Genomic DNA, 21,005 nt, shown 5'->3' on the forward strand with positions numbered 1-21,005 from the left:
GGTCACATCGGCACCGGAATCGAGTTCAGCGGCCACCGCTGGGAGGTCAAGGACTCCGGCGGGCAGCGGATCGGCCCGGGCGGCAACGCCTTCGCCGCGGCCGGCGTCCGGGTGGCCGGGGACGGACTGCGCCTCGCCGTGGCGGCCGACGATCGGGTCTGGCGATGCGCGGAGGTGCGGCTTGCCGAGCCGCTCGGCGCCGGCCGACACACGTCGATGTCGTGGGCCGGCTCGACCGGCCCGACCCGAACGTCGTGCTGGGCCTGTTCCTCTACGACGGGGACTCCCCGGAGGCCGCGCACCACGAGGTCGACATCGAGTTCTCCCGGTGGGGCGATCCCGGCGGCCGGGCCGGTTGATTCACCGTCCACCCCGGGGCGTCGCCCCCGCCGAGCCGGCCGAGATCATGGTCTCAGGTGTCCGGTTCGTCCCGTACGGAAGGTGCGGGGCCGCGCGAAGTCGGACATATTTGAGCTCATACGTCCGAACGGAGGAACCATGCCCACGGTTCTGGTGGCGGGCGACGACCGGGACGTGCGCGAGGTCGCCGTGTTCAAGTTGGAGCAGTCGGGCTATGAGGTCATCCTCGCCGAGGACGCGGCGACCGCCCTGGCGCAGGCCCGCAGCCGGCGGCCCGACCTGGCGGTCCTCGACGTGATGATGCCGCGGATGACGGGTCTGGACGTGTGCCGGGCACCGCGCGCCGAACCCGAGACCGCAGGCATCCGGGTCATCCTGCTCGCCGCCCGCGCCCAGGAGAGCGACGTGGAGGACGGCTTCACCGGGGGTGCCGACGACTACCTGACGAAGCCGTTCAGCCCACGGGAGCTGGGCCTGCCGGGTCCGGGCGGTACTCGCCGGGGCGAGCAGCTGACGGTTCCCGAGGCCGTCGTCGTCGACCGGTCGATGCTGGTCGTCGGCGTGACCGGCTCAGCGCCCCGGTCCGTCCGCTGCTGCTCGATCTGGTGGCGGCCGACGAACCGGATCCGCCCGTGATCGACCGGCTCGCGGCGCCGGACGACCGCACCTGGCGCGCCCTGGAACCGGCGGTGGCGTCGTTGCTCGGCGCACTACTGTCCCCGACCGTGGACTGGACCTTCGCCGTGCTGTTCCTGCTCGTCGCCGTCGGGTACGGGCTGGTGCTGTCGCTGGCGGCGCTGGCCGTGGAGGAGTTCTCGTTCCACCGCTACCGCCGCCCCCGCGACCTCATGACCGCGTTCGCCGCGGCGGTCGCGGAGAACCTCGGCCACCGGCAGCTCACCGCGCTGTGGCCGGTGCGCGGCATCCGCGACGCCGTCCGCGGCGGGAAGGCGACCTGGGGTGAGATGACGCGCGTCGGTTTCGGCACCACGCCCGATCACGGGGCGGGCGCAGTGGGGCCGGCGCCCCTCACCGGTTCGATCAGCGGAGCCGCGGAGGTGTGGACCGATGCAGCCCGACGCTGAGCGCCGCGTGCCGGTCGGCGACCGGGACGCGCTACTGGCGGAGTACGGCCTCTCCGAGCTGGCCGGCGAGCCGGACCTGCAGGCACTGGCGGACCTGGCGACACAGATCTGCGCGGTGCCCAACGCCGTGGTCAACCTGATCAGCGAGAGGTGGCAGCACCAGATCGGCGCCGTCGGGTTCACCCCGTCGATCTGCTCGCGCGAGGACTCGATGTGTGCGGTGAGCATGGTGGAGCCCGGCCTGGTCGCGGTTCCCGACGCGCGCCGCGATCCCCGGTTCGCCCGCAGCCCGTTCGTCACCGGCGATGTCGCGAACGTCCGGTTCTATGCAGCCAGCCAGCTCCGCGCCCCGTCCGGGCAGGTGCTGGGAACGCTGTGCGTGTTCGACGACGTCGTCCGCGGCCTCACCGACCAGCAGGCCCGCGGCCTCACCCAGCTCGCGCACCAGGTCGTCGACGTCCTCGAGCTGCGCCGGCGCACCCGGCTGCTGACCGCGGCCGTCGATGAGCTGACCAGGGCCCGCGCCGAGCTGCTGCGGTCCAACGCCGAGCTCACCGCATTCGCGGGGCAGGTCAGCCACGACCTGCGCAACCCGCTGGCCGGCCTGGCCGGGTTCCTCGAGCTGCTGGCCGATCATCCGGCGGTACGCGACGACCCGACCGCCTCCAACCACGTGAAGCGGGCGCTGGCCTCGTCCGGCCGGATGCACGAGCTGGTGGACGAGCTGCTCGCCTACGCCCGGCTGGGCGGCGGGTTGCGGCGGGTGCCGGTCGATCTGCGCGCGCTGCTGGCCGACATGGGCCAGGACTTTGCGGCCACCGGTCTCGCCGAGGGACTCGAGTCCGACGTCGGCCCGCTGCCGACCGTGCTCGCCGACCCCGTCCAGGTGCGTGCTCTCATGCAGAACCTGCTGGTCAACACGGTGCGGTTCCGGCGTCCGGACCGCACGCCCATGCTGCGCATCCGCGCGGAACGGGAGGGCGACCTCTGGCGGATCGAAGTGGCCGACAACGGCGTCGGGGTGCCGCCCGATCGGCGCGAGGACGCGTTCACACTGCTGACGCAGGTGCACGAGCTGGGCGCCGTGCCGGGCGGCAACGGGATCGGTCTGGCCACGTGCCGGCGGATCGTCAACGCCCACGGCGGCAGCATCGGCATCACCGACGGGATCGACGGTGGGGCCGCGGTGTGGTTCACGCTCCCCGACGGCGGCGAGGCCCTCAATGGTGCCCTCAATGGTGCGGCAGGGCCTGCAGGGCGATCATGACCACGCCGAGCGCGGCGGTCACGACGGCCGGGCCGAGCCTCCGCGGACGGGGGCCGGCCGGGTCACGTCGTCGGGGCCGCCTGCTGATCCGCCTGGGGCGTCGCGGCGACCGACCGCCCATGGCCGAGCACCTTCGCCTTGGCCAGCTCGTAGTCGTCCGCCGAGATCGCCCCGCGGTCACGCAGGTCGGCGAGCTTCGAGAGCTCGTCAGCGGTGCTGGCCGTTCCGGCCGACTCCCGGATGTAGCTGCGGAACGCCTGGTCGTTGCGCTCGGCCTGGGCCCGCGCGCGCTCGTTCATCGACCGGCCGCGCGCGATCAGATAGACCAGCGCACCCAGCCACGGGAACACGATGATGAACAGGGTCCACAAGGCCTTTCCCCAGCCGGACAGGTCGTGGTCCCGGAAGAGGTCGCTCAGGATCGCGATGAGCAGCCAGATCCAGGCGAACAGCAGCATGAACCAGAAGATCGACACCAGTACGTCCCACAGCGACATCGCCCACTCCTCCCACTGCAGGGGAGCCCGGAGGGCCCGCAGCCCGGGGGCAGCGTGCGCTCCCGGGCGGGACTATGCCTCACCCGCAACGGGTGACCGCCGGTTGCGCGAAGGCGCAGGCCGACCTCACCGCGACGCGGCCGGTAGACCGTGAGCGCGCGGCGTAGTTCGCCGGAGTCGATCCGGGTCCCACCCGGCCCCACCGCGGCGGGCCACGACGCTCAGTCGCCGCGTTCGCGGTGGTAGGCCTCCCACATGTGCTCGGCGAACCAGACGATCGCCGGGCCGTTGGCGTCGAGCCCGGGAAGCAGCCGGATCGACTCGTACGCGTCTTCCACACAGCGCACCAGCAGGTCGCGTTCCTGGTCCACGGTCGACTTCGTCTGCGTCGTTGTCGACATCCCACGCTCCTCAGGCTCGATCGCACGGTTGCGGTGGGAAGCCTGCCGGGCGGCCCGGACGCCGGGCGTCGGCCCGACGAGGCCAGAACGGCGCCGTGACTCGACCTGCGGAGTCGAGACGCCGGCCCCGTTCGTACCCATTTCCGGGTAGGCGGATCGCGCTGTCGCCCCCGTCGACACCAGCAGCGGCGCCCCCGTGGTGCACCCCGGCTCGTTCTGCGCGGGCGCCGGCACGGTCGGCGTCACCAGGAAGGAGACCGCGATGCGGTGCCAGACCGCCGAGGACGGGCGGTTGCGCCGGGCGAGCGGCTGATTGCGCGCGCTCGCGGCCTCAGCGGGCGCGGGCGCCGGCGGGCGGGAGCCGCCCGGCGCCGAACCAGTTCGCGGGCCGCGGGCCGCCCGGCCGCCCGCCCCGGGCCTCCAGCCGCCGGGTGACCTCGCGGCCGCCCTCGCCGGTCCGGGCCAGCGCAGACAGCGCCAGGTCGCGGTGCTTCGGCTCGTCGGTGCGCCGGAGGAAGCGCGACAGCTCGTGCGCCGCGGTCCGCGAGTCGCGCGCCGCGACCCACGCGGCCAGCTCGGCTTCGGCGACCTCCGCGCGCACCGCGGCCATCCGCACGCACACGTACTCGATGTCCTCGTCGGCGAGCTCGCCGACCAGCGGGGCGTGCACGCCCTGCTCGGTGAGCATCTGGTGGCAGGCCCACAGCCCGATCGGGGTCAACGACACCACCGTCGGGTCCGGGTCGTCGCGCTCGGCGAGCTCGGCGAGGTGGGCGTGGTCGAAGCTCTCCTCGAGCTCGACGGCGCCGAGCAGCTCCAGGGCGTCGAGCAGCGCGGTGACGTCGCGGCGCCACAGTCGCTGCTCGACGTCGCCGGCGAGGTCGTCGACCACGCAGCCGAACTGCTCGTTGACCGCCTCGCGGACCAGCCGGTGGAACAGCTCGACGGGCACCGGGCCGCCGGCTGCGGAGTACAGGTTCAGCCACAGCATCGGGAACGCGTCGCCCAGCGACATGCTGAACAGCGACGGCGACCCGAACACGTTGCTGCCGCCGAAGTGCTCGCCGAGACTGCCGAGGGCCTCGAACGCGCGGCGCCACAGCTCGATCGGGCGGTGCAGCAGGGGGGTGGCGCTCTTCACCGGCACGAGCCGGCGATGGACGATCCGGACGAGCCGGGCCTGCCGTGCCCAGTGCATCAACAGGGAGATCTCGGGCAGGTCGTCGGCCGTGCGGGCGCTGTCGCGGTAGAACTGGTCCAGACCCAGCGAGTCGGCGAGCGCGAGTGCGTCACGCAACCACAGCCGGCCGTCCTTCGTGAGCCGGCGCCCGGCACGGACCCAGCGGGTGAACGCGCGCAACTGGTCGAGCGCGACGCTGCCCTCCGCCGCGGCGACCAGCTCCGCGGCCGTCGGCAGCAGCACCGGTCCGAGCCCCGGGAACGTGTCGCGCTCCGCCTCGGCCCGCCGGGCCGCCTCCTCCCGCGTGATGAAGTCCAGGACGTCGCGGTCGATGTCCAGCTCGCCGGACCGGGCCTGCTCCAGGAACCGCTGCACGGCCAGCACGTCGCCCTTGTCGACGCCGTGGCGCATCATCTGCACGCCCCAGAACTTGCCGAGGTCGTAGTTGCGCTCGTCGGCCAGGGCGTCGAACAGCGCGGGCGTGCTGTCGTCGACCTGGGCGTGCAGCTCGACGACCGGCGCGGAGCGTGAGTCGAGGTGGTCGCGCTCGACCAGCAGGCCGATCAGCGCGTGTAGCGCGGCGGGGATCTCCGCCCAATCGGAGTCGGCCACGGCCACCGCCCGCGGGAACCAGACAGCCAGTGCGTCGGCGATGTGGGCTCGTGTCCAGTGTCCGAGCCGGCCGTCGACGCCGTGCTTGTAGTCGAGGGCGGCAGCGACGAGCGCGGGATCGACCTCGCGCCCGCGGCGCCGGGAACGGGCCAGCACGGCGTTCAGCAGTCGATCCCGGACGACGCTGTACTCCTCATGTTCATGAGGCGCGAAGACCAGGCGCATTCGTTCCACCTTGGCAGTCCGAAGATCGCGACTCGCACGCGGGGGCGGGTGAACCCCTTCCCAGGAGGGGACTGATCGTTCTAGCGTGCGTGTGTCCGTAGTCACATCGACGGGGCCGGCGCCGGTCGGCCACCACCGAGGAGGCCACCGTGCACCCGCACCGTCTGGAACAGCTCGTCGCATCGGTGCCCGCCACGATCGGCCGGGAGCAACGCGCGCGTCTCACGGCACATGCCGACGCGTCCGACAGCTGCCGGTGCCGCATCCAGGCCCTGCGCACGGAGCTGGAGCTGGCGCTCGACGGGCGCGAGGGCTCCGCGTCCGCGCTCGACCTGGCCTGCGAGCTCGACAAGCTCGAGCGCGTGCAACAGCGCGTCGACGGCTGGCTGACCGCGCTGGTCGAGGAGCTCACGCGCACCCCCTACGCCGTGGACTACGGCGACGGCGTCCCCGCCTGAGCTCCCCGTCACAGGCGCACGCCTGCCTCTGCACTCGATCGCGGTCGTCCCGGATTCTCCGAAGATCGCGCGCCTCGCCCGGCCGGGCCGGCCGGCGTCCACGCGCTGACCTGCACCGGCTTCCAGCGGCCGGCGGCCCACCCCGCCGGTGCCCGCTGAACTGGTCCAGGATGGGGGCGGCCGACGGACAGGCCGACATCGACGGAGGGGTCGCGCGTGCGCGCAGTGCAGGTGGTGCGGTTGGACGGGCCGGCGGCGGTCGAGGTGCACGACGTGCCCGAACCGGCCCGGGGTGAGAACGACGTGCTGATCGACGTCCGCGCAGCCGGGGCCAACTTCCCCGACGTGCTGCTGACCAAGGGCCTGTACCAGTACAAGCCCGAGCTGCCGTTCGTGCTGGGCTCCGAGCTGGCCGGAGTCGTCCGCGAGGCACCCGACGGTTCGGCGCTGCGCCCCGGCGACCGGGTCGCGGCCTTCTCGACCTACGGCGGGTACGCCGAGGTGGCCGCCGTGGACTCCGATCGGGTGCTGCCGCTGCCCGACCAGGTGTCGTTCACCGCGGGCGCATGCCTGCCGATGAACTACCTCACTGCCCACTTCGCGCTGCTGGTCCGGGGGCAGCTACGTGACGGGCAGACCGTCCTGGTGCAGGGAGCCGCTGGTGGCGTGGGAACGGCCGTCACCCAGCTCGCCCGGGCGCTCGGCGCCAGGGTGATCGCGGTGGTGTCCTCCGACGCCAAGGCGGAGGTGGCGAAGGCCGCCGGGGCACACGAGACCGTGGCCGTGGACGGCTTCAAGGACGCCGTCACGGAGCTCACCGGCGGCCGCGGGGTGGACCTCGTGGTGGATCCGGTCGGCGGTGATCGCTTCACCGACTCGCTGCGCAGCCTCGCCCCGTTCGGCCGGCTCCTCGTCGTCGGGTTCACCGCCGGGGACATCCCGACGGTGCGGGTGAACCGGCTACTCCTGGGCAACATCGACGTCGTCGGTGTGGCATGGGGTGGCTACGCGCTGGCGCGCCCGGGGTACGTGGCCCAGCAGTGGAACGAACTGCTGCCGCACCTGAGCGCCGGCAGACTCGATCCGCTGATCTCCGAGACGTTCCCGCTGGAGAAGGCCGCCGAGGCCCTCGCGCGGATCGACGAGCGCCGGGTCACCGGGAAGGTCGTGCTGGAGCCCTGAGCCCCGGCCAGGGGTGGTTTCCGGCTGTTTCCGCGCCGCCGGGGCGCGGGTACGGGCACGTAGCGGTGTCGCTCACCGATGACACCGCGCAGGATTTCTCCGGGACGGGAACACGGTGATCGCCTTCTTCTCCAGCCGGTCGGGCCGGCTCCTCGCGCTGCTCGTGGCCGCGCTGCTGGCGGGTGTCCTGATCCTGGGAACGGTCGTGTAGTCCCCACGCCGAAGGAGTGCCATGGATCCGACGACAGAGCCATCAACCGCCCGGGACCAGTCGGCGGGGCCGGACGCCGAGGCGTCGACGGCTACGGCCGCACCGTCCCCGACGGCGCAGCCGGACGCGCCTGGCGGAGAGGGCTCCGGGGGTGCTCGGAAGTCCAAGGGCGATCGGGGAGCCCGCGGGAAGCCGGGTGCGCGGAAGGCACAGGGAGAGCCGGACGCCAAGAGGGCCAAGGGCGCTCGCGGGGACCAGGGGGCCAGGAGCGGGCCGGGGTCGCGAGGCGGGCAGGACGCCGTAGAGGACCGGGGCGCACGTGGCGAGCGGGGTGACCCGGGTGAACCCGGCGCACGGGGCGAGCAAGGGCCACCGGGGGAACGCGGCCCCGCAGGGGAGCGCGGGCCGGCCGGGCCCGGCGGCGAGGCCGGACCGCCGGGAGCGCGTGGAGAGACAGGGCCGCGTGGAGCCGCCGGACTCACAGGGCTGCCCGGCGAGACCGGGCCGCGTGGTGAACCGGGCCTGCGTGGTGAACCGGGCCTGCGTGGCGAGCCGGGTCCGCCCGGTGAGCCGGGGCCGCGTGGTGAACGGGGTCCGCGCGGTGAACCGGGGCCGCCTGGTGAACCGGGGCCGCCTGGTGAACCGGGGCCGCGTGGTGAGCCCGGTCCGCGTGGTGAGCCCGGTCCCGCTGGTGGGCCGGGTCTACGTGGTGAGCCTGGCCCGGCTGGTGAGCCTGGCCCGCGTGGTGAGCCCGGGCCGGCGGGGCCGCCCGGCCCGGCCGGGCGACTGCTCGACGCCGGGGTGATCCTCGCCCCGTTGGTGTCCCTGCCCGCCACGCTCGTCAACACCGCGGTCAGCGTCGCCGACGCCGGGCTCGCCCTGCAGCGAAAGCTGTGGAGGATGGTGCTCCCCGGCTTCGGGTCGGGGGAGGCGGACCGGCGGAGCTGACCGGGCTCCGCAGCGTGCCGTCACCGACCCGTGTCGGTCGGTGACGGTGTTCGGCCGGTGCCGGCGCGGGTAATCGCTTTCGTGATCGCCTTCTTCTCCAGCCGGCTGGGCTGCCTGGGTTCGCTGCTCGTGTCGCTGCTGCTCACGGGTCTGCTGATCCTGCTGCTGTACCTGCTCTGACCGACGCCGGGGCCCGGTCCGGCCCGGGCCCCGGACAGCTCACGGTGACCGGGTTCGCTCGGCGTCGGCCGGTGTGCGTCGCGCGGCCCCGTTCGCCGCCGCCCCGCCCGGACGCGCGGCGACGTCGTCGGCGGACGCCGGCACCTCCTCCTCGGACAACGGCTTGACGTTGAGGAAGAAGTCGTCGCCGTACTTCTGCGTGCCGTAGTCGATGGCCTGCTCCACGGCCTGGACCTGGCGGTTCTCCCGATGCATGAGCGGGTCGTGGCGCAGATCCCTGGTCAAGGCGATGCACAGCAGCACCATGACCAATGCGAACGGAACCGCGGTGATGATCGTCAGGTTCTGGATGCCGGTGAGAGCTGTTCCCTGGCCCTCGCCGACCAGCAGCATGACGGCCGCGATCGCGCCCATCACCGTGCCCCAGAAGACCACGACACGGCGCGAGGGGTGGATCGAGCCGCGTTCGGAGAGCGTGCCCATGACCACCGACGCGGCGTCCGCACCGGACACGAAGAAGATCGCGATGAGCAGCATGGCGACGATCCCGAGGGCCGCTCCGATCGGGTAGGACTGCAGCACCCCGAACAGCTGGGCCTCGGTCGACTGCGACGCGAGGTCGGTGCCGCCGCGCTGGATGTTGATCGCCGCGCCACCGAAGATCGCGAACCAGATCAGGCTGACCGTGCTGGGGATGAGGATGACGCCGGCGACGAACTGCTTGATCGAGCGCCCTCGGCTGATCCGGGCGATGAACATCCCGACGAACGGCGTCCAGGAGATCCACCACGCCCAGTAGAAGACGGTCCAGCTCGACAGCCACGCCGCCATGGCGTCTCCACCGGTGGCAGCGGTCCGTCCGGCCATCTCCGCGAGGTCGGCGAGGTAGTCACCGATGGCCTTGGGCACCAGGTTGAGGATGAGGATCGTCGGCCCGGCCACGAAGACGAAGAAGGCGAGCAGCGCGGCCAACACCATGTTGATGTTCGACAGCCACTGGATGCCCTTGGCGACCCCGCTGACCGCGGACGCCACGAACGCGATGGTCAGCACCACGATGATGCTCACGAGGAGCATCGTCCCGGCCGTCTCGAGGAAGCCGCCCGCGACCAGCCCACCACCGATCTGCAGCGCGCCCAGGCCGAGGGACGCCGCCGATCCGAACAACGTCGCGAAGATCGCCATGATGTCGATGGCCCGGCCCAGCGGGCCCTCGGTGCGCCGCTCGCCGAACAGCGGCGTGAAGGCGGAGCTGATCAGCTGACGGCGACCGCGGCGGAAGGTGCTGTACGCGATCGCCAGCCCGACGACCGCGTAGATCGCCCACGGGTGCAGCGTCCAGTGGAACAGGGTGGTGGCCATCGCGGTGTCGAGCGCCGCATCCGACCCGGGCGGCACGGTGCCGGGGGGCGGACTCGTGAAGTGCGACAACGGTTCGGCGACACCGTAGAACATGAGCCCGATGCCCATGCCCGCGCTGAACATCATCGCGATCCAGGAGATGGTGCGGAACTCCGGCTGCTCCTCGTCGCGGCCCAGCGGGATCTTGCCGTAGCGGCTCAACGCCAGCCAGAGCGCGAACACGACGAAGCCGCTGGCGGCCAGCACGAAGAACCACCCGCCGGCGTTCATCACTCCGTTCAGCACGGCGGTGGAGACGGAGCTGAGCGAATCGGTCGCCAGGACACCCCAGGCGATGAACGCCACGACCAACGCCGCGGAGACGCCGAAGATCCAGCGGTCCACCGGGTTGCGCTGTTCGGCTGCTACGGGACCGGTCGTCCGTAGTTCCGGGCCCTCCGCCGGGTCCGGCCCGGCGGCGTCATGTCCCATTGAGTCGCGCATCGTCATCGCTGGCGGCATCCGGTGGGGTACGGAGCCTTCCTCCTCATCGGTCCCCGGGCGGGAAGCCGGAGCTGCCCGACCGATAGGTGTTCCCCTGGCGAGGCAACGATGCGCCGATGGGGGAAGCGGGTCAACCGGAAGCGACGAGGTCGGTACGGGTCGGTGACCTCGAGCTCAGATGGAGTGGGTCGACACCTGGATGGCGCGGGGTGGCCTCGATGCCGGCGCATGCCGTCCGCCCTCGCCTCCTCTACCCGGCCGGCATCCGACGCAGCTCAGGGAGCGTGCCAGCCCGCGTCGTCGACCCCGCCCGGGACCGGTGCCGCCGGGTCGTACGGGATCCGGGTGAAGACGAACGTCGCGAGGTTGAGCGCGACCGGGTCCAGCCGCAGCGTCTCGCCGGCGAAGTAGCCGTCGAGCCCGATCCAGGTGCCGTCCGGAGCGGGGCGGAAGCGGCTCGATCGGCCGGGGCGGCCGAGCCCGCCGAGGTGCAGCAGGCCGCCGGGGATCGCGCGCAGGACATAGGGCGACGGGCCCCAGAACCAGGGGCCGAGCACCTCCAGCGGTACCGGGGACGCGCTCGGCGCCCACGCGTCGACGACGCGCGGCTCGGCGGCGCGCAGATCGGCGAGCAGGCCCGCCGCCAGTCCACCGTCCAGGCCGCTGGTGGTGTTGGCCAGTGCCAGCGCACCCGTTCCCTCCTCCCGGTCGACCCAGAGCAGGGCGAGAAAGCCGGGCATCGAGCCACCGTGGCCGACGAGGACGGAGCCCTGGTCCGTGCGTTGCACCTGGACGCCGAGCCCGTAGGACACCCATCCGGGCTGGGCCGAGTCGATCCCGGCCGGGACCGTCATCTCCTCGACCGTGGCGGGCGAGAGCACCTCCCCGGTGTCCCCGAGGAGGAAGGCGGCGAGCCGGGCGAGATCGTCCGCCGTCGCCCACAGCTGCCCGGCCGGAGCCATCGCGACCGCGTCGTGCTCGGGTTCGACGTGGAGCACGTCGGCCCACGGATGCACCGCGAAGCCCTGCGCGGCCGCCCCGGACGGCCGGGTCGTGGTCCGGTGCATGCCCAGCGGGCCGAGCACCTCCTCGGTGACGACAGCGCCCCAGGAACGTCCGCGGGCCCGCGCGACCAGCTCCCCGAGCAGACCGAAGCCCAGGTTCGAGTAGTGGAACCGGCGCGCGGCGGGCAGCACGACATCGGACCGGGACAGCTCCAGGCCCGCCAGCGTCGTGCCGGGGGTGCGCTCCCACCACTGACCGGGGCTCTCCGCCCCGGCGCCGGCCAGGTGGGCGAGCAGCTGCCCGATCGTCCGGTCGCCCAGCGGGGTGCCCGGCAGGTGCTTGTCCAGCATGTCGTCGAGGTCGAGCAGGCCTTCGTCGCGCAGCCGCAGCACGGCGATCGCGGTGATCGTCTTGGTGATGGAGCCGATCCGGTACTGCACGTCACGATGGGGTTCGCAGACCTCGCCCCGCGCGGCCGACCACACCAGCTCGTCGTCCCGGACGACTCCGGCCACCAGCGACGGCACCCGCCCGTCGCGCTGCGCACGGGCGGTACGGGCGAGCAGGGTGCGGGCCGTGGCGGGGAGCAGCTCTGTCACGGGCCCCACGCTATCGCCGGGGTCCCGGCCCGGGTGCCCGCAGTCAGAACCTCGGCGGCGAGATGGTCTGCGGCCGCCCCACGAACGCCCCGCGCAGCTCGTTGAGCCAGTGCTCGAGCGGCCGGGCGTTCTCCCCGGTCGACGCGGCGACGTCGTCGGTCACCGTGTCGCACCCACCGTGGCGGATCCAGTCGTACAGCTCGAGCATGCCCTCGCAGTTCCACTCCGGGATGTGCTGCTCGCGCAGCGCGCGGCGGGTCTCCGCAGGAGGCTGGTCGTCGTAGTCGACCTCGCGGGCGAACACGCTCGAGATCCGGGCCGCGACCTCGTCGTAGCCGAGCGACTCCGGGCCGGTGACGACGTGGATCTCCCCGTCCTCGACGGCCGGATCCTCGGCGAGCAGGGCCCGGGCCGCCACCGCGCCGACGTCGCTGCTGGCCACGAAACCGACCCTGCCCTCACCCGCCGGGGCCGAGAGCAGACCGGCGTCGCGGATCGTGTCGGCCAGGTCCAGCAGGTTCTCCATGTACAGGTTCGGTGCGATGTAGGTGACGGGCAGCTCCGCCGCCTCGATGTGCTCGGCGATGAGCCGATGGTTGTGCATGAACCGGACCCTGCAGGACGGGTCGTCGAACCCGTCCCAGGCGAGCTTGACGATGTGCGGGCGGTGCCCGGCCGCGAGCAGCGCGTCGATGAACGTGGTCTCCAGCGCCACCTGCTCGGAGTGGGTCGGGCTCATCAGGAAGACCCGGTCGAACTGCTGCAGCACGACGGCGGGGGGCGGGTCGTCGAGCGTGCCGGTGATGTAGTCGGTGATCGACGGGAGCCCCTGTGCGCGGGCCGGGACCCGGACCATCGCGGTGCTCGGCGCACGCATGTCGGCCAGTTCCTCCACCACGTGGTGTCCGACGAACCCCGTTGCGCCGATGACCAGGATCACCGGAACCGCCCCCAGCCGTGCCAGCGTTCGATCTCCATCCAGCCGGTCACCCGCGGCCGGTCACGGATCTCGTAGACCTTGCCGGTGTAGTGCTGCGCGATCCGGTCGAGGACCGCCAGGTCCGCGTCGTCCAGCAGGGACATCGTGCCCTGCATGCTGACGTGGGTTCCCCAGTCCTGCTCGTCCAGCACGGTCAGCGAGACGCGTGGATCCCGGCGGATGTGGGACACCCGCCGGCGCTGCGCGTCCATGCTGACGACGATCCGGCCGTCGTCCCACAGGTACCAGGTGGGCACGGTGACCGGAGCGCCGTCGGACCGCACGGTCCCCATCACCGCCGGGTTGGGCCACTTGAGCATCTCGACGATCGGGTCGGGCAGCGGTGGCGGGGGCATGGGCTCAGCTCGGTACCTTCTGGCGGGCGCCCACGAACTGCTCGAGGATCGCCGCGCAGAACGCCGGCAGGTCGTAGGGCGAGCGGCTCGTGGTGAACTGGCCGTCGATGCAGACCTCCTCGTCGACGACCTCGCCGCCGGCGTTGCGGATGTCGGTCCACAGGCTCGGCCAGGAGGTCAGTCGGTGCCCGCGGACGGCCCCGACCTCGACCAGGCTCCACGGCCCGTGGCAGATCGCGGCGATCGGTTTGCCGCTCGCGACGAAGTCCCGGACGAAGCCCATGGCGTCGGTGTTGATCCGCAGCCCGTCGGGGTTCACGGTGCCGCCGGGCAGAAGCAGCGCGTCGTAGTCCTCGACGGACGCCTCCGCGACCAGCCCGTCGACCTGAAATGTGCCGGCCGGATCCTTGTCCCACTGTCGTGCCCAGATCTCGCCGGTCTGGACGGACAGCAGGTCGCTCTTCGCGCCTGCCCCGTAGAGCGCACCACGAGGCATCTCCAGTTCGACGCGCTCGACGCCGTTGGTGGCCAGAATCGCGATCCGCTTGCCTTCCAGGTCCTTCATGGTTCTCCTCCGGAGCCGGATGATCGGTCGTTCACGACCCTGGCCGGGGCTGCCCGCGCAGACGACACCCTGAGAGGTCGAACCGGTGCAGGGTGATCCGGCCCGGGGGAGCAGGGTCAGCCCTCGTCGTGGCCGCCGCGGATCGCGCGCTCCAGCAGTGGGGCCATTCGGTGCTCGACGAGCTTGCGCATGACCAGTGCGGTCGTGGTGCGTTCCACGCCCTCGGTGGCGAGCAGTTGCCCGGCGATCCGGTAGAGGTCGTCGGCGTCGCGGGCGACGACGTGCACCAGCAGGTCGGTCTGCCCGGACAGGCCGTGCACCTCGAGCACCTCCGGCACCCCGTCCAGCGCGGCGGCGACCTCGGTGAGCATCCGCTGGGTGACCTGGACGGTGACGAACGCCGTCAGCGGGTAGCCCAGCGCGGCCGGGTCGATGCGGCGCTCGAAGCTGGACAGGGCGCCGCGCTCCTCGAGCCGGGCCAGCCGGGCCTGCACCGTGTTGCGCGACAGCCCGACCCGTTCGGCGAGCGCGAGCACCGTGGCGCGGGGGCTCTCGGTGAGCGCGAGCAGTAACTGCGCGTCGACCGCGTCGACCTCACCGGTGTTGCGCACAATGCCCGTCCCTCCCGAGGTTGCCGATCGGATACTGAGCACTTTGCTCACTCTCGACGCCTCAACTTGTGCAGTGATGATCGTAATGGTGCAGTGACGCGGCAAGTTGCCAGCGTCGGTGCTTCCCGGAGGGTGATCAACATGACCAGTGCGGCCCTCGACCGCGAGAGCGCGAGGCTCGCGGTGCTGCGTGAGGTGGAGCAGCGGATCCTGTGGCTGTCCACGGCGATCATCGACCACGCCAACCGGGTGCGGCCGAACCCGACGGGGTTGAAGGTCGGCGGGCACCAGGCCTCGAGCGCGTCGATGGTGACGATCATGACCGCGTTGTGGTTCGAGCACCTGCGCGCGGGGGACCGGGTGTCGGTGAAGCCGCACGCGTCCCCGGTGCTGCACGCGATCAACTACCTGCTCGGTGAGCTGGACGAGTCGTACCTGACCACGCTGCGGTCCTTCGGCGGGCTGCAGTCCTACCCCTCACGGTCCAAGGACCCGGACCCGGTCGACTACTCGACCGGTTCGGTGGGCATCGGCGCCACCGCCCCGATCTGGGGGGCACTGGCGCGCCGCTACGTGGAGTCGACGGTCGGCGGTGCCGGCGCCGGCCGGCAGTACTCCCTGGTCGGTGACGCCGAACTGGACGAGGGCGCGTGCTGGGAGGCGATCCTCGACCCGATGGTGGGCGAGCTGGGGGAGGTCGTCTGGATCGTCGACCTCAACCGGCAGTCGCTGGACCGGGTCGTGCCCAACATCGGCGCCACCCGGCTGCAGGGCATGTTCGACGCCGCGGGCTGGCAGGTGCTCACGGTGAAGTACGGGCGGCTGTTGCGCGAGCTGTTCAGCCGGCCCGGCGGGGACGCGCTGCGCCGGCGCATCGACGACATGCAGAACCCGGAGTACCAGCGGCTGCTGCGCTGCACACCGGACCAGCTGCGGGAGCGGCTGCCGGGGGAGGACGCGTCGTTGCGGGCGCTGATCGACTCCCTCGACGACGCCACGCTGCACGGCGCCATCCGCAACCTCGGTGGGCACGACCTCGCCGCGCTCGGCGACGCGCTGCGCGCGATCGACGACACCCGGCCCACGGTGATCTTCGCCTACACGGTGAAGGGCTACGGGCTGGCCAGCGAGGGGCACCCGCAGAACCACTCGTCGCTGCTCAATGCCGACCAGTTCGCCGAGCTCGCCGCCCGGGTCGGGGCCGATGTCGGTGCCCCGTGGGCGGCCTTCCCGGCCGGCAGCGAGCCCGCCGAGCTGTGCACCGAGGTCGCGGCCCGGCTGCGCCGCGAACCGGTGACCGCGAACCCGGTGCCCGCGCTGCCCACCGACATCGGGCGTACGCCCTCGGGGAGGGCGACCACCCAGGCCGCACTCGGCCGCACTCTGCTGGACCTGACCCGGGAGGCGCCGGAGGCGGCGCGCCGGGTCGTGACGCTGTGCCCGGACGTGTCTTCGTCGACCAATCTCGGTGGCTGGGTGAACAAGGTCGGGGTGTGGTCGGCGGCGGAGCGGGTCGACTGGTTCGCCGACGACCCGGAGACGATCCTGCACTGGCGCGAGCGGCCCACCGGGCAGCATCTGGAGCTGGGGATCGCCGAGACGAACCTGGTCGGGCTGCTGGGCGAGCTCGGCGCGACCTGGAGCCGGTGGGGGCAGCCGCTGCTGCCGATCGGGGTGCTCTACGACCCGTTCGTCGAGCGCGCGCTGGAGCCCTGGTCGTTCGGGATCTACGCGGGCGGCCAGTCGATCCTGGTCGGCACCCCGTCCGGGGTCTCGCTCGCGCCCGAAGGCGGCGCGCACCAGTCGATCAGCACCCCGTCGGTCGGGCTGGAGCAGCCGGGCTGCATCAGCTACGAGCCGGCGTTCGCGATCGACGTGGAATGGACGCTGCTCGCCTCGCTCGCGCGGCTCGGCCGGCCCGACGGGTCCTCGGCCTACCTGCGGCTGTCCACCCGGCCGGTCGACCAGACCCTCGCCGCGGTGCCGGTCGATCCCGCGGCCCGGGAGCGGCGGCGCCGGCAGGTCGTGGCCGGGGCGTATCCGATCCGCCGCTGCGAGGGGCCGCCCGCGGTGACGATCGCCGCGATGGGCGCGGTGCTCCCGGAGGCGCTCGAGGCGGCCGAGCGGCTCACCGCGCTCGGCACCCCCGCGGACGTGGTGTGCGTGACCAGCGCCGGTCTGGTGTTCGAGGCGGTGCAGGCGCGGGCGGGCCGCGGGGAGGCGGACAGCTGGATCCTCGACGCCGCGTTCCCGGCCCGCCGGGCCGCGCCGATGGTCACCGTGCTCGACGGCCACCCGCACACGCTGGCGTTCCTCGCCGGGATCAACCAGGTGCGCAGCACCCACCTCGGGGTCTCCCGGTTCGGGCAGTCCGGCGATCTCGAGCAGGTCTACCGCTACCACGGCCTCGACACCGACAGCATCATCGGCGCCGCGCTGGACCTGGTCGACTAGCTAGCGGCCCCGGATGTCGCGGTTCGGGGTCGCCGTGTACACGCCGTGGCGAAGCGGCTGGTTGTTCACCTGGGTCTGGGCCGGATTCGCCGGGGACCCACCGCTGGGCGGCGGGGGATGCTCGGCCTGCACGTCCCAGGGGCTGCCGTCCGACGGCCTCGCCTCACCGGATTCGAGAGCCCTCAGTCGCTCCTGGAACACCTGGATGACGGGCAACCGGTGGGCGTGCTCCCGCTCGTACTCCAGGAGCGCGCGCAGTTGGTCGGCCGTCAGCATGCGGATCCGGTGCTTGAGGCCTTCCAGCGGCAGGTGATCGTAATCGGGAATCGGAAGCTGATCGCGGTCGATCATCCCCCGGGGTACCTCGACAGCGAGCCCCGAACCACCGGCCGGGGGACCGCCGCCCGCAGCTCCCCCGGCCGGCACGCGGGTTCAGCTCGGCGAGGCGGGCCCGCCGTTGTCCTCCCCGGGCCCGTCCTCCCCGGGCCCGTCCTCCCCGGGGTCGTTCCTGTCGTCCGCGTCGTCGTGGCCGGCGAGGAACCGCTCGACCTCCGCGGCCAGCTCCTCCGCGCTGGGCAGCTCGCCGCCGAGGCCGAGACTCGACCGCTCACCGCGACCGGCCGCGACCATGTCGTACTGGCGCTCCAGCGCCTGCACCACCTGCGCGACCTCGTCGGATCCGGCCACCTGTGCGGCGATCTCCGCCTCGGTGCGCTCGGCCGCCTGCGACAGCGACTCGGTCGGCAGGTAGAGCCCGCCCGCGAGGCCCGCGTGGTCGAGCAGGGTACGGGCGGCCTGCGGGTACTCCGCGCGGGCGAGGTAGTGCGGTACGTGCACCGCGAAGCCCATCGCGTCGTGACCGGCCTCGCCCAGCCGGAACTCCAGCACGGCCGCCGCGCTACCGGGCACCTCCGCCGTGGCGAACCACGCCTCGTGGCCCTCCGTCAGCTCCCGTCGCGTGCCGTGCGCGGTGACGCCGATCGGACGGGTGTGCGGCACCGCCATCGGGATCCCGGTCAGCGTGATCACCAGCCGGATCCCGAACCGGCGGACGATCTGCTCCAGGGCGGCCGCGAACCGTTCCCACTGGGTGTCGGGCTCCGGACCGGCCAGCAGCAGGTAGGGCGTGTCGCCGGTGTCGGTGACGGCGACGATCTCCAGCGTCGGCGCGTGGTAGGCGCCCCAGTGGTCGGACTCGAAGCGCAGCGGTGGGCGCCGGGAGCGGTAGTCGATCAGCTGGTCGGTGTCGAACCGCACGACCGGGGTCGCGTCACGACCCTCACGCAGTGCCTCCACGGCCAGCCGGCCGGCGTTGCCCGCGTCGACGAACCCGTCCAGCGCCACCAGTAGCACCGGGTCCGCCAGCTGCGGGGCGCCCGCCTCCACCCGGTAGAGCCCCTCGGGATCCAGCACCACAAACCTCCGGCCGTCGACGTTCCTCACGTGCACCCGTCCGGGCAACGTGAAACTCCACGCACAGCTTCCCGTTCCCTCCGGGAATCGCGCACCATGGTGATCCTATGGATGTGCAGCGTCGCCGGTGGGTCGTCTGGTCGGTCGGGCTGTTCGCCTACCTCATCGGCGTGATGCACCGGACCTCGTTCGGTGTGGCAGGTCTGGACGCTGCGGATCGCTTCGGCGCCGCCCCCGCGGCGCTGTCCGGCTTCGTCGTGCTGCAACTGCTGGTCTATGCCAGCCTCCAGGTGCCGGTGGGGGTGCTGCTCGATCGCTACGGTGCGCGGCGGCTGGTGATCGCCGGCGCACTGACGATGACCGCGGGACAGGTGCTGCTGGCGCTGGCCACGTCGCTGCCGCTGGCCATCGCCGCGCGGGTGCTCGTCGGCGTCGGCGATGCCCTGACCTTCATCAGCGTGCTCTCGGTGGTCACGGCGTGGTTCCCCACCCGGCAGGTGCCGCTGATGACACAGCTGACCGGCCTGCTCGGGCAGCTCGGCCAGGTGCTCAGTGCCGTCCCGCTCGCCGCGCTGCTGCACGGACCCGGTTGGACCCCGGCGTTCCTGTCGGCGGCGGGCATCGGGATCTTCGCCGCGGCCACCGTCGCCGCGGTGTTCCGCAACCGCCCACCCGGCGCCCCGGCGCCACCGCCGGCCCCGTCCCCGAGGGAGATCATCGACGGGCTGCGACTGTCCTGGTTCGAGCCCGGCACCCGGCTGGGCCTGTTCACGCACATGGGCACCCAGTTCTCGGGCATGGTGTTCGCGCTGCTCTGGGGTGTGCCGTACCTGGTCGCGGGCCAGGGGATGTCGTCCGGGGCGGCGAGCGCCCTGCTGACGTTGTTCGTCGCGGTCGGCGTGATCGCGGGGCCGCTGTTCGGGGAGTTCACCGCGCGGCACCCGATGCGCCGGTCCTGGCTGGTGATCGCGGTGATCGCGGTGACCGCGGCGTGCTGGACGTCCGTGCTGCTCATCCCGCCGCCCGCGCCGCGATGGCTGCTCGTGGTGCTCGTCGTCGTGCTCGCGCTCGGGCCGCCCGGCTCGATGATCGGCTTCGACTACGCCCGCACGTTCAACCCCGGGCACCGGCAGGGCACCGCGGTCGGCATCGTCAACGTCGGCGGGTTCACCGCCTCGCTGCTGGTCACGCTCGCGATCGGGGTGCTGCTCGGTGTCGCCGGCCCGGGTGGGGCCGGCAGCTACACCCCGGAGGCGTTCCGGGTGGCCTGGACGATCCAGTACGTGGTGTGGGCGATCGCGCTGGTCGGCGTCGTCGTCGCGCGCCGGCGGGCCCGGCGGAAGATGGCCGAGGAGGGCACGGTGGTGCCCCCGCTACGCGAGGCGCTGGCCGCCCGCCGGCGGGCCCGGCGCGACCGCGCCGGCACCGGGTCGCGCCGCCCCGGCTGACCCGGCCGGCTGCAAGTCGGGGCGGTGGGTTCGTGGACGGACCCGAACCCGGGTGGAGCAGCGGCACGCTCACGGCTCGTACCTGCGGCCCCGAGATGATCACTCGTTAGTGATAACCACTATCGTTACCGTAGTCATCAACGAGGGATCAGGGGGACCGGTGCGGATCGCGTTCGTCGGCAAGGGCGGCAGTGGCAAGACCACGATGGCGTCGCTGTTCACTCGCTACCTGGCCGAACTCGGTCACCCCGTCCTCGCGATCGACGCCGACATCAACCAGCACCTCGGCCAGGCTCTCGGCGCCGAGGGCGCGCCGCCGCGACCGCTGGGCGCGGACCTGGCCTGGCTCAAGGACCACCTGCGCGGCACCAACCCGCTCATCCCGTCGGCCGAGTCGATGATCAAGACGACGCCGCCCGGTCCCGGTTCCCGGCTCCTCGACCTCGACCCCGACGGTGAGCTGCTGCGCCGCTACGCCGGGACCGTCGGCACGATCCGCTACCTCGTCACCGGCGAGTTCGACGAGGACGACATCGGCGTGTCCTGCTACCACTCCAAGACCGGCGCGGTGGAGCTCTACCTCAACCACCTCATGGACGGCGCCGGCGAGTACGTGGTGGTCGACATGACCGCGGGCGCCGACGCGTTCGCCTCCGGGCTGTTCACCCGTTTCGACCTGACGGTGCTGGTCAGCGAGCCGACCCGGCGCGGGGTCGGCGTCTATCACCAGTACGCCGAGCACGCGGCCGGGCACGGCGTCGCGCTGCGGGTCCTCGGCAACAAGGTCTCCGACGCCGCCGACGCCGACTACCTGCGCGAGCAGGTGGGCGAGGCGCTGCTGGGCCTCCTCGGGCAGTCGGCATGGGTGCGCTCCGCCGAACGCGGCGAGCCCGCCCCGCTGTCGCGCCTGGAGCCGGAGAACCTGACCGTCCTCGGTTCCGTGCTGAGCGCCCTGGACTCCCGGCGGCGGGACTGGGCCGGCTACCACCGCAAGACCATCGAGTTCCACCTGCGCAACGCCGCCGCCTGGGGCAACCGGGCGGTGGGGGCCGATCTCGCCGCGCAGATCGCCCCCGACTTCGTGCCTGGTCCGGGCGTCCTCGCCCGCTGACCCGAATCCCAGC

At 72.6% G+C, this 21,005-nt stretch carries 24 protein-coding genes; 12 read left to right on the plus strand and 12 right to left on the minus strand.

Annotated features, from left to right (window positions below; translation table 11 throughout):
- The coding region (locus HF519_RS30175) for a hypothetical protein (protein WP_211169373.1) at positions 1 to 210 on the minus strand (210 nt) is incomplete at its 3' end.
- Positions 211 to 221: 11 nt separating this feature from the next.
- Between HF519_RS30175 and HF519_RS01355 the strand changes: the two genes are divergently transcribed.
- The 4 genes from HF519_RS01355 (at position 222) to HF519_RS01370 (ending at position 2,712) form a co-directional block, all read left to right on the plus strand.
- Positions 222 to 359, plus strand: coding sequence for a hypothetical protein (locus HF519_RS01355; protein WP_169409765.1), 138 nt, complete (start codon positions 222 to 224; stop codon positions 357 to 359).
- 139 nt (positions 360 to 498) lie between these two features.
- Positions 499 to 996, plus strand: coding sequence for a response regulator transcription factor (locus tag HF519_RS01360; RefSeq protein ID WP_211169374.1), 498 nt, complete (start codon positions 499 to 501; stop codon positions 994 to 996).
- Positions 993 to 1,445, plus strand: a complete 453-nt coding sequence (locus tag HF519_RS01365) for a hypothetical protein (RefSeq protein WP_211169375.1) — start codon at positions 993 to 995, stop codon at positions 1,443 to 1,445. The genes HF519_RS01360 and HF519_RS01365 overlap by 4 nt, the downstream gene beginning before the upstream one ends.
- Positions 1,429 to 2,712: a sensor histidine kinase gene (locus HF519_RS01370; RefSeq protein WP_169409767.1), complete on the plus strand. Its 1,284-nt coding sequence runs from the start codon at positions 1,429 to 1,431 to the stop codon at positions 2,710 to 2,712. The genes HF519_RS01365 and HF519_RS01370 overlap by 17 nt, the downstream gene beginning before the upstream one ends.
- A gap of 62 nt (positions 2,713 to 2,774) precedes the next feature.
- On the opposite strand, the gene HF519_RS01375 is transcribed toward HF519_RS01370, so the two are convergent.
- The 3 genes from HF519_RS01375 to HF519_RS01385 form a co-directional block, all read right to left on the minus strand.
- The gene (locus HF519_RS01375) at positions 2,775 to 3,209 is read right to left on the minus strand and encodes an SHOCT domain-containing protein (RefSeq protein ID WP_169409768.1); all 435 of its coding nucleotides are present in this window, start codon (positions 3,207 to 3,209) and stop codon (positions 2,775 to 2,777) included.
- A 221-nt stretch (positions 3,210 to 3,430) separates the two neighbouring features.
- Positions 3,431 to 3,610: a hypothetical protein gene (locus HF519_RS01380; protein WP_169409769.1), complete on the minus strand. Its 180-nt coding sequence runs from the start codon at positions 3,608 to 3,610 to the stop codon at positions 3,431 to 3,433.
- A gap of 331 nt (positions 3,611 to 3,941) precedes the next feature.
- Positions 3,942 to 5,627 carry a hypothetical protein gene (locus tag HF519_RS01385; protein WP_169409770.1) on the minus strand — a complete coding sequence of 562 codons (1,686 nt, stop codon included), beginning with the start codon at positions 5,625 to 5,627 and terminating at the stop codon, positions 3,942 to 3,944.
- 149 nt (positions 5,628 to 5,776) lie between these two features.
- Between HF519_RS01385 and HF519_RS01390 the strand changes: the two genes are divergently transcribed.
- The 5 genes from HF519_RS01390 to HF519_RS32120 all read left to right on the plus strand — a co-directional run bounded on the left by HF519_RS01390 (position 5,777) and on the right by HF519_RS32120 (position 8,606).
- Positions 5,777 to 6,085, plus strand: coding sequence for a hypothetical protein (locus HF519_RS01390; RefSeq protein WP_169409771.1), 309 nt, complete (start codon positions 5,777 to 5,779; stop codon positions 6,083 to 6,085).
- A gap of 216 nt (positions 6,086 to 6,301) precedes the next feature.
- Complete coding sequence (locus HF519_RS01395) at positions 6,302 to 7,267, plus strand: NADPH:quinone oxidoreductase family protein (RefSeq protein WP_169409772.1); 966 nt, start codon at positions 6,302 to 6,304, stop codon at positions 7,265 to 7,267.
- A 719-nt stretch (positions 7,268 to 7,986) separates the two neighbouring features.
- Entirely contained in the window at positions 7,987 to 8,283 is a 297-nt protein-coding gene (locus tag HF519_RS30805; protein WP_246242134.1) for a hypothetical protein, read from the plus strand.
- 11 nt (positions 8,284 to 8,294) lie between these two features.
- Positions 8,295 to 8,426, plus strand: a complete 132-nt coding sequence (locus HF519_RS32115) for a hypothetical protein (RefSeq protein ID WP_281358375.1) — start codon at positions 8,295 to 8,297, stop codon at positions 8,424 to 8,426.
- Positions 8,427 to 8,483: 57 nt separating this feature from the next.
- Entirely contained in the window at positions 8,484 to 8,606 is a 123-nt protein-coding gene (locus HF519_RS32120; protein ID WP_281358376.1) for a hypothetical protein, read from the plus strand.
- A 39-nt stretch (positions 8,607 to 8,645) separates the two neighbouring features.
- On the opposite strand, the gene HF519_RS01405 is transcribed toward HF519_RS32120, so the two are convergent.
- From HF519_RS01405 to HF519_RS01430, 6 genes are all read right to left on the minus strand, one after another.
- Positions 8,646 to 10,439 (minus strand): BCCT family transporter, encoded by a 1,794-nt coding sequence (locus HF519_RS01405; protein ID WP_169409773.1) that lies wholly within the window; start codon positions 10,437 to 10,439, stop codon positions 8,646 to 8,648.
- Between the two features lie 287 nt (positions 10,440 to 10,726).
- Positions 10,727 to 12,055 carry a serine hydrolase domain-containing protein gene (locus tag HF519_RS01410; protein ID WP_169409774.1) on the minus strand — a complete coding sequence of 443 codons (1,329 nt, stop codon included), beginning with the start codon at positions 12,053 to 12,055 and terminating at the stop codon, positions 10,727 to 10,729.
- A gap of 43 nt (positions 12,056 to 12,098) precedes the next feature.
- A complete protein-coding gene (locus tag HF519_RS01415; RefSeq protein WP_169409775.1) occupies positions 12,099 to 12,995 on the minus strand; it encodes an NmrA family NAD(P)-binding protein in 897 nt (298 codons plus the stop codon).
- Positions 12,992 to 13,390 carry a PPOX class F420-dependent oxidoreductase gene (locus HF519_RS01420; RefSeq protein ID WP_169409776.1) on the minus strand — a complete coding sequence of 133 codons (399 nt, stop codon included), beginning with the start codon at positions 13,388 to 13,390 and terminating at the stop codon, positions 12,992 to 12,994. Before HF519_RS01420 ends, HF519_RS01415 begins: the two co-directional genes overlap by 4 nt.
- A 4-nt stretch (positions 13,391 to 13,394) precedes the next feature.
- Positions 13,395 to 13,955 (minus strand): type 1 glutamine amidotransferase domain-containing protein, encoded by a 561-nt coding sequence (locus tag HF519_RS01425; RefSeq protein WP_169409777.1) that lies wholly within the window; start codon positions 13,953 to 13,955, stop codon positions 13,395 to 13,397.
- A 116-nt stretch (positions 13,956 to 14,071) separates the two neighbouring features.
- On the minus strand, positions 14,072 to 14,566 hold the full coding sequence (locus HF519_RS01430; protein WP_169409778.1) for an Lrp/AsnC family transcriptional regulator: 495 nt from the start codon (positions 14,564 to 14,566) through the stop codon (positions 14,072 to 14,074).
- Between the two features lie 141 nt (positions 14,567 to 14,707).
- On the opposite strand from HF519_RS01430, the gene HF519_RS01435 reads away from it, so the two are divergent.
- Entirely contained in the window at positions 14,708 to 17,020 is a 2,313-nt protein-coding gene (locus HF519_RS01435; RefSeq protein WP_169409779.1) for a thiamine pyrophosphate-binding protein, read from the plus strand.
- Here HF519_RS01435 and HF519_RS01440 read toward each other — a convergent pair whose 3' ends face one another.
- Both HF519_RS01440 and HF519_RS01445 read right to left on the minus strand, forming a co-directional pair.
- The gene (locus HF519_RS01440; protein WP_211169378.1) at positions 17,021 to 17,371 is read right to left on the minus strand and encodes a DUF8129 domain-containing protein; all 351 of its coding nucleotides are present in this window, start codon (positions 17,369 to 17,371) and stop codon (positions 17,021 to 17,023) included.
- 81 nt (positions 17,372 to 17,452) lie between these two features.
- Positions 17,453 to 18,436 (minus strand): PAC2 family protein, encoded by a 984-nt coding sequence (locus tag HF519_RS01445; RefSeq protein ID WP_312859841.1) that lies wholly within the window; start codon positions 18,434 to 18,436, stop codon positions 17,453 to 17,455.
- A gap of 104 nt (positions 18,437 to 18,540) precedes the next feature.
- On the opposite strand from HF519_RS01445, the gene HF519_RS01450 reads away from it, so the two are divergent.
- Positions 18,541 to 19,881: an MFS transporter gene (locus HF519_RS01450; protein ID WP_169409781.1), complete on the plus strand. Its 1,341-nt coding sequence runs from the start codon at positions 18,541 to 18,543 to the stop codon at positions 19,879 to 19,881.
- Between the two features lie 160 nt (positions 19,882 to 20,041).
- The gene (locus HF519_RS01455) at positions 20,042 to 20,992 is read left to right on the plus strand and encodes an ATP-binding protein (protein ID WP_169409782.1); all 951 of its coding nucleotides are present in this window, start codon (positions 20,042 to 20,044) and stop codon (positions 20,990 to 20,992) included.
- Positions 20,993 to 21,005 lie beyond the last annotated feature (13 nt).

It is taken from the genome of Pseudonocardia bannensis, from assembly GCF_012911875.1.
GTDB classification, from domain to species: Bacteria; Actinomycetota; Actinomycetes; order Mycobacteriales; family Pseudonocardiaceae; genus Pseudonocardia; species Pseudonocardia bannensis.